Source organism: Trichocoleus sp. FACHB-40 (assembly GCF_014695915.1).
In the GTDB taxonomy this organism is placed as follows: Bacteria; Cyanobacteriota; Cyanobacteriia; order Cyanobacteriales; family FACHB-T130; genus Funiculus; species Funiculus sociatus.
On the sequence record NZ_JACJPF010000097.1, the window covers coordinates 22,857 to 28,856 of the forward strand.

Annotated in this window: 5 protein-coding genes; 4 read left to right on the forward strand and 1 reads right to left on the reverse strand. The window is 44.0% G+C overall.

What is annotated here, in order from left to right; translation table 11 throughout:
* Positions 1 to 8: 8 nt before the first annotated feature.
* Positions 9 to 926 carry a phosphate ABC transporter permease PstA gene (gene pstA / locus H6F63_RS21005; RefSeq protein WP_190639407.1) on the forward strand — a complete coding sequence of 306 codons (918 nt, stop codon included), beginning with the start codon at positions 9 to 11 and terminating at the stop codon, positions 924 to 926.
* Positions 920 to 1,729, forward strand: a complete 810-nt coding sequence (gene pstB / locus H6F63_RS21010) for a phosphate ABC transporter ATP-binding protein PstB (protein ID WP_190639408.1) — start codon at positions 920 to 922, stop codon at positions 1,727 to 1,729. The genes pstA and pstB overlap by 7 nt, the downstream gene beginning before the upstream one ends.
* 155 nt (positions 1,730 to 1,884) lie before the next feature.
* On the opposite strand, the gene H6F63_RS21015 is transcribed toward pstB, so the two are convergent.
* Positions 1,885 to 3,576, reverse strand: a complete 1,692-nt coding sequence (locus H6F63_RS21015) for an NYN domain-containing protein (RefSeq protein ID WP_190639409.1) — start codon at positions 3,574 to 3,576, stop codon at positions 1,885 to 1,887.
* Positions 3,577 to 3,631: 55 nt separating this feature from the next.
* Here H6F63_RS21015 and H6F63_RS21020 point away from each other — a divergent pair, with 55 nt between their 5' ends.
* Together H6F63_RS21020 and H6F63_RS21025 are read left to right on the forward strand one after the other, a co-directional pair.
* Entirely contained in the window at positions 3,632 to 5,140 is a 1,509-nt protein-coding gene (locus H6F63_RS21020) for a UbiD family decarboxylase (RefSeq protein ID WP_190639410.1), read from the forward strand.
* Positions 5,141 to 5,187: 47 nt separating this feature from the next.
* Positions 5,188 to 5,727 (forward strand): SH3 domain-containing protein, encoded by a 540-nt coding sequence (locus tag H6F63_RS21025; RefSeq protein WP_190639411.1) that lies wholly within the window; start codon positions 5,188 to 5,190, stop codon positions 5,725 to 5,727.
* Positions 5,728 to 6,000: the final 273 nt, after the last annotated feature.

A 6,000-nucleotide genomic window follows, 5' to 3' on the forward strand; every position in this document is an offset into this window, starting at 1 on the left:
AATAAATAATGAAAAATCTACAAGAGATACGCTCTATTATCGCCAAGAGCAAGCGTTGGGACTTGGCTTTCCAAATCGTCGGGTTATTGTCGATGTTATTTGGAATTGTCACTCTGATGGCGTTGGTGCTTAACTTAATGCACGACGGTTTACCGCGCCTTGATTGGCAATTTATCACCTCTTTTCCCAGCCGCAAAGCGGAAGAAGCAGGCATCCTTTCTGCGTGGGTGGGAAGCGCCCTAGTAATGTTGGTAACTGCTGCAACGTCAATTCCAGTAGGTATAGCAGCAGGTATTTATTTAGAAGAATATGCCAAGAAAGGTTGGCTTTCCGACTTCATCGAAATCAATGTCACCAACTTGGCGGGAGTTCCCTCCATTGTCTACGGACTGTTAGCTTTAGGCTTGTTCGTGTATAGATTTAAGTTGGGAGAAAGCGTTCTCACCGCCGGATTAACTCTGGCACTGTTGGTTTTGCCGATAGTAATTGTGACAACTCGCGAAGCTCTCCGCGCCATTCCCAATAGTATTCGCGAAGCTGCCTACGCAGTTGGTGCCAGCAAGTGGCAGGTGATCTGGGATCATGTTTTGCGTTACTCAACTGGCACAATACTTACTGGTATAATTGTGGGCTTAGCACGAGCCATTGGCGAGACTGCTCCCCTAGTTACCATTGGCGCTCTTACCTTCATCTCGTTTTTGCCAGAACCCCCAATTCAAGGACAGTTTCCTTTCATTTCTTTTAAGTGGTTGCTGGCACCCTTCACAGTTTTGCCCATTCAAATGTTTGATTGGGTATCCCGTCCCCAGGAAGAATTTCAAGTTAATGCAGCGGCGGCGGGTATCGTCCTAGTTATTATGACACTAGCTATGAATGGTGTAGCAATTTTTCTGCGCTATCGTTTACGCAAAGATATCAAATGGTAGAAAAAATCGAAACCAACCAATCTTCTTCAAATTCAGCCAAAAATATTAAAGCTGAGGTTAATAACCTAAATTTTTATTATGGCGGTACTGTCCACGCACTGAAAAATATTAACCTGCCAGTCGCTGACAAACAGGTGACAGCGCTAATTGGCCCTTCCGGCTGTGGCAAAACCACTTTGTTACGGTGTTTCAATCGGATGCACGACCTTTACCCCGGAAATCGTTACGAAGGGGAAATCCGCCTGGATAGCGATGGGATTAATATTCTCAGTCGTAAAGTTGATCCGATTGAAGTTCGGATGCGGATTAGTATGGTGTTTCAAAGACCTAATCCATTTCCTAAGTCAATCTACGAAAATGTGGCTTATGGTTTGCGGGTGCGGGGTGTATCAAAGCGTAGCCATATTGATGAAAAAGTAGAGCAAGCTTTGCGTAGTGCTGCGCTTTGGGAGGAAGTAAAAAATCGCTTAAATGACTTAGCTTTCAACCTTTCCGGCGGTCAACAGCAGCGGTTGTGTATTGCCCGTGCATTGGCAACTGAACCTGAAATTATTCTTTTCGATGAACCGACATCGGCGCTAGACCCAATTGCTACTGGCAGCATTGAAGAATTAATTGCTGAGTTGAAAAAACAGGTAACAATTCTAATAGTGACTCACAGTATGCAGCAGGCAGCTCGTGTTTCTGACTATACGGCGTTTATGTACTTGGGGGAGTTGGTAGAGTTTGACGATACGAAGACTATTTTTGCTCAGCCTGCGAAGAAGCAGACAGCAGACTATGTAAACGGACGATTTGGCTAAGTTGAATCTTTGTTAAGAGTTTCTTAATTGGGAATGCCTATTTATCAGGCTCTGTCTTATATTAATTTATAGGAGGCAGAGCCTCGAATACTTGCGTTAAGAGTCAGAGACTCTTAACGAGAAATGCTGAGTGTCGTATTTTTATTGTGACCAATTTACTTAGCGATCGCAACTCGATATGACTTCCCTGAATTCTCTATCTTAAAAGCACTACACGACTGCAAAAACTTTAGGAAGTTACCATCCATCTTCAACTGCTTCATTATTGCGCTTATCGTTACCCCGTATTGCTTGTGGAATTCACTCCCTAAACTTTCTATGGGAATAGGCAAGTTTTGAGATGTATTAGTTAAGGAGTTTAGAAGACTTATTAATACCTGTTCCAAAGCAGCTTGCGAATTAATCGTAGATATAGGATTTTGGGCAAGTTCCACAAACTCATCTTTACCAGTATTCTGAACTTTCCACCCTTGGCATGACTGTAAAAATTTACTTAAGCTTGAGCCTAGTCCTAATTTTTTAAGAACTTCAGTTGCAGATTTGTTATATACAGCTCTGAAACCTGTACCCAAATGTGATAAGGAAATTTTAGACTCTGGAGACTTGGTTTTTATAGTACCCAAAATTCCTATAAGCGCCTGTTCTAATTCTTCCTTAGAGTTAATAGTATGTAAAGGCTTTATATCAGTTTTAACATCTGTTGGAGCAGTATTATTACTGTTATTACTGACTACACTTCTAGGAGCAATTGTCTCAAATAGCGTTACATATAATTCAGATTGCTCTGGCGGTTGATGAACAACAAAATCAGATGGATTGTTTATAAAAATATCTCTAGCTCTCTTACCCGGAAGATGAGCCGCGACAACTTGGCTGATAGTAATTTTGTGTAAGTCCAGAAATAAAGCGGAGATTATAGATAGCTTAATCCACTGATTACCAGTACGTTCTTGCTCAGTTTTAATCAGTAATTGGAGATGCGTAATACATTGAGCTAATGTTGGGATTTCGGGCGGTTTTTTGGGGGGATAAGTCTCAGTTTTACCATTTTTGTAGTTAGATATTGTTAAATTTTCTCCTTGTCGCCAAACGCGATATACATTTAATCCATTTTTTAGAAGATGGTTACAAAGGTTGGTCATCACTTTGTCTGAGGAGCAAACTAAAACTTCTCTGGCTTTGGGATAATGTTCACGAATTGACAAGCCAACTGCGATCATTTTCCCATCAGCATTGTCTCGGCCAGCGGGAACGTGAATCAAGTCATAGCCACGCTCATGAAGTTCAGCATCTAGCTTGCCCAGATGCCGCCAATTTGCAAAGGCAATTTTAACTTGAATAGGATAGGTGCAAACTGTTGTTAAGAAATTTTCGGTTTCGGTGTCGAGTTGCAAGTTTTCTGTATCCAGAAGTAAGATAGCGATCGCTTTTGGCGTATGTGCGTCAGCGCTGCTGGCGTTAGGGGTATCTTGGACATTAGTGCTGTTCGCTCCCGCGGCTTGTTGCATTACACTATTGTTTGGACTCTGGCTCATATGACGAATTTTTGCCAGTAAGTTACTGTAAATCGGCAACTCTAAACAGCGCCCAATTAGCAGAACTTGCAGAAATTTCTGTACCGTTTTAATCAGTGTATCCCTGTCTTGGGCTTTACTGAGTTCTGCTTCCAACTTCACTAGGAATGCAGACTGATAACGAGTATCGCTCCAAGGAGCATTCCTGTACTTTTCGCTGAGTAATTCAGGTTCGTACTGCTGGATAGAAATAATCGCTTGGTAGACACAGAGGCTGATTTGGTGGATAACGGCAGAATCATTTGCTGCCCGCAAGCTGGGATTATCTGGCATAGCTGTTCACAAGATATATCCCATAATAAAAGATGAAGATTCACATATCTTAAACATGGCGAGAGACCTGCGGGGATTCATCAAACTACTGGAAGAAAGGGGACAATTACGGCGGATTTCAGCCTTAGTTGACCCAGATATGGAAATTGCGGAGATTTCCAACCGGATGTTGCAACAAGGTGGCCCCGGACTGCTATTTGAAAATGTCAAAGGGGCTGACTATCCGGTGGCGGTGAACCTGATGGGTACAGTTGAACGGATTTGCTGGGCGATGAATATGCAGCATCCGTTGGAGTTGGAGGAACTGGGCAAAAAGCTGAGTATGTTGCAACAGCCGAAGCCACCGAAGAAGATTTCTCAGGCGGTGGAGTTTGGCAAGCTGCTATTTGATGTGTTGAAGGCGAAACCGGGACGCGATTTTTTCCCGGCGTGTCATCAAGTGGTAATCCAAGGCGATGATTTGGATTTGAATAGATTGCCGCTGATTCGTCCTTATTCGGGGGATGCTGGCAAGATTATCACGCTGGGGCTGGTAATTACCAAGGATTGCGAGACGGGTACGCCCAATGTGGGTGTTTATCGCCTGCAACTGCAATCTCGCAATACGATGACGGTGCATTGGCTATCGGTGCGGGGCGGTGCGAGACATTTGCGGAAGGCGGCGGAACAGGGGAAGAAATTGGAGGTTGCGATCGCACTCGGTGTTGACCCTCTGATCATCATGGCAGCTGCAACACCGATTCCAGTTGATTTATCAGAATGGCTGTTTGCGGGACTCTACGGCGGTTCTGGGGTGCAGTTGGCGAAGTGTAAGACGGTGGATTTAGAAGTTCCCGCCGACTCGGAATTTGTCCTAGAAGGCACGATTACACCGGGGGAAGTGCTGTCAGATGGCCCGTTTGGCGATCACATGGGCTATTACGGCGGTGTGGAGGATTCGCCGTTGATTCGCTTCCAGTGCATGACACACCGCAAAGATCCAATGTATATGACAACTTTTAGCGGTCGTCCGCCGAAAGAAGAAGCGATGATGGCGATCGCGCTGAACCGCATCTACACGCCGATTTTACGACAACAAGTTTCAGAAATTGTTGATTTCTTCCTCCCAATGGAAGCGCTGAGTTATAAAGCGGCGATTATATCCATTGATAAGGCATATCCGGGACAAGCAAGACGGGCAGCCTTAGCTTTTTGGAGTGCTTTACCTCAGTTTACTTACACCAAGTTTGTGATTGTGGTAGATAAAGATATTAACATCAGAGATCCGCGTCAAGTTGTATGGGCAATTAGTTCCAAAGTTGATCCAGTTCGAGATGTTTTCATTTTGCCAAATACGCCTTTTGATACTTTGGATTTCGCCAGTGAAAAAATTGGCTTAGGCGGACGCATGGGAATTGATGCGACTACGAAAATTCCTCCGGAAACCGAACATGAATGGGGCGAACCTTTGGAATCCGATCCAGATGTTGCCGCGATGGTGGAACGACGCTGGGCAGAGTATGGCTTAGCTGACTTGCAATTAGGAGAAGTTGATCCGAAATTGTTTGGCTACGATATGAAGTAATTATTTGGCACCAGCACCAACGCTGGTGTTAAATAATAGAGAAGCTTATGACTGAAAAGACAAGGAAGGCAGCATCAAAGCTAATCGCGGTCTTAGCACTCGGTAGCATTAGCTGGATTATCAATACTGGCGCAGCTAATCTTAGCGTATTAGCGCAACCAGCTAATGAGAAAAAGTGTGATATTTCTGCAATCGTCATCGACAAAGATCCGCAAGGTTTAAATGTACGTAGTGGCCCAGGTACCAGTAGCCGAATTCTGGGAAAAATTCCCACATACGAGTCAGTTGATATCATCGCTTCCTCTGGAAATTGGGTAAAAATTAGGAAGGATTATAGCGACGGCTTTCGGGGAACTGGCTGGGTGTTTTTGCCCATGTTAGGCACCGCAACCAGGGGTTATGAAACTAATGGCGTTAATCTTTATGCCAGTCCCAGTCAGCAAAGCCGAAAAATCGGACGAGTTCCACGTAGAACTGATGTCAAACTATTAGGCTGTCAGGGACAATGGGCGCAGATTGAATATAGAGGAGTTAAGGGTTGGCTGAAAAGTGACGATCAATGTGGCGTAGGCACCACTTGTTCTTAATTGTTTTGCATTGAGAAGATTTGAAGCAAAACTGTTTGGCTATGATATAACGTAGAACCCCACCGCCAGCCTCTCCCCGCAAGCGAGGAGGGGCTAAAAAATGAGTTTAAGCTGTTACGCAGCTTGATTGTATAATATAAAATTAAGTACTAAGTTATTTTTAGCCACATATGCCAGCCAAAAACCATCTTTCTCAAGAACAAAAGGAACGGCTACTAAAGACTTTAAAAGAGCATGAGAATCCTTATGTAAGAGAGAAGGTGCTTATACTAT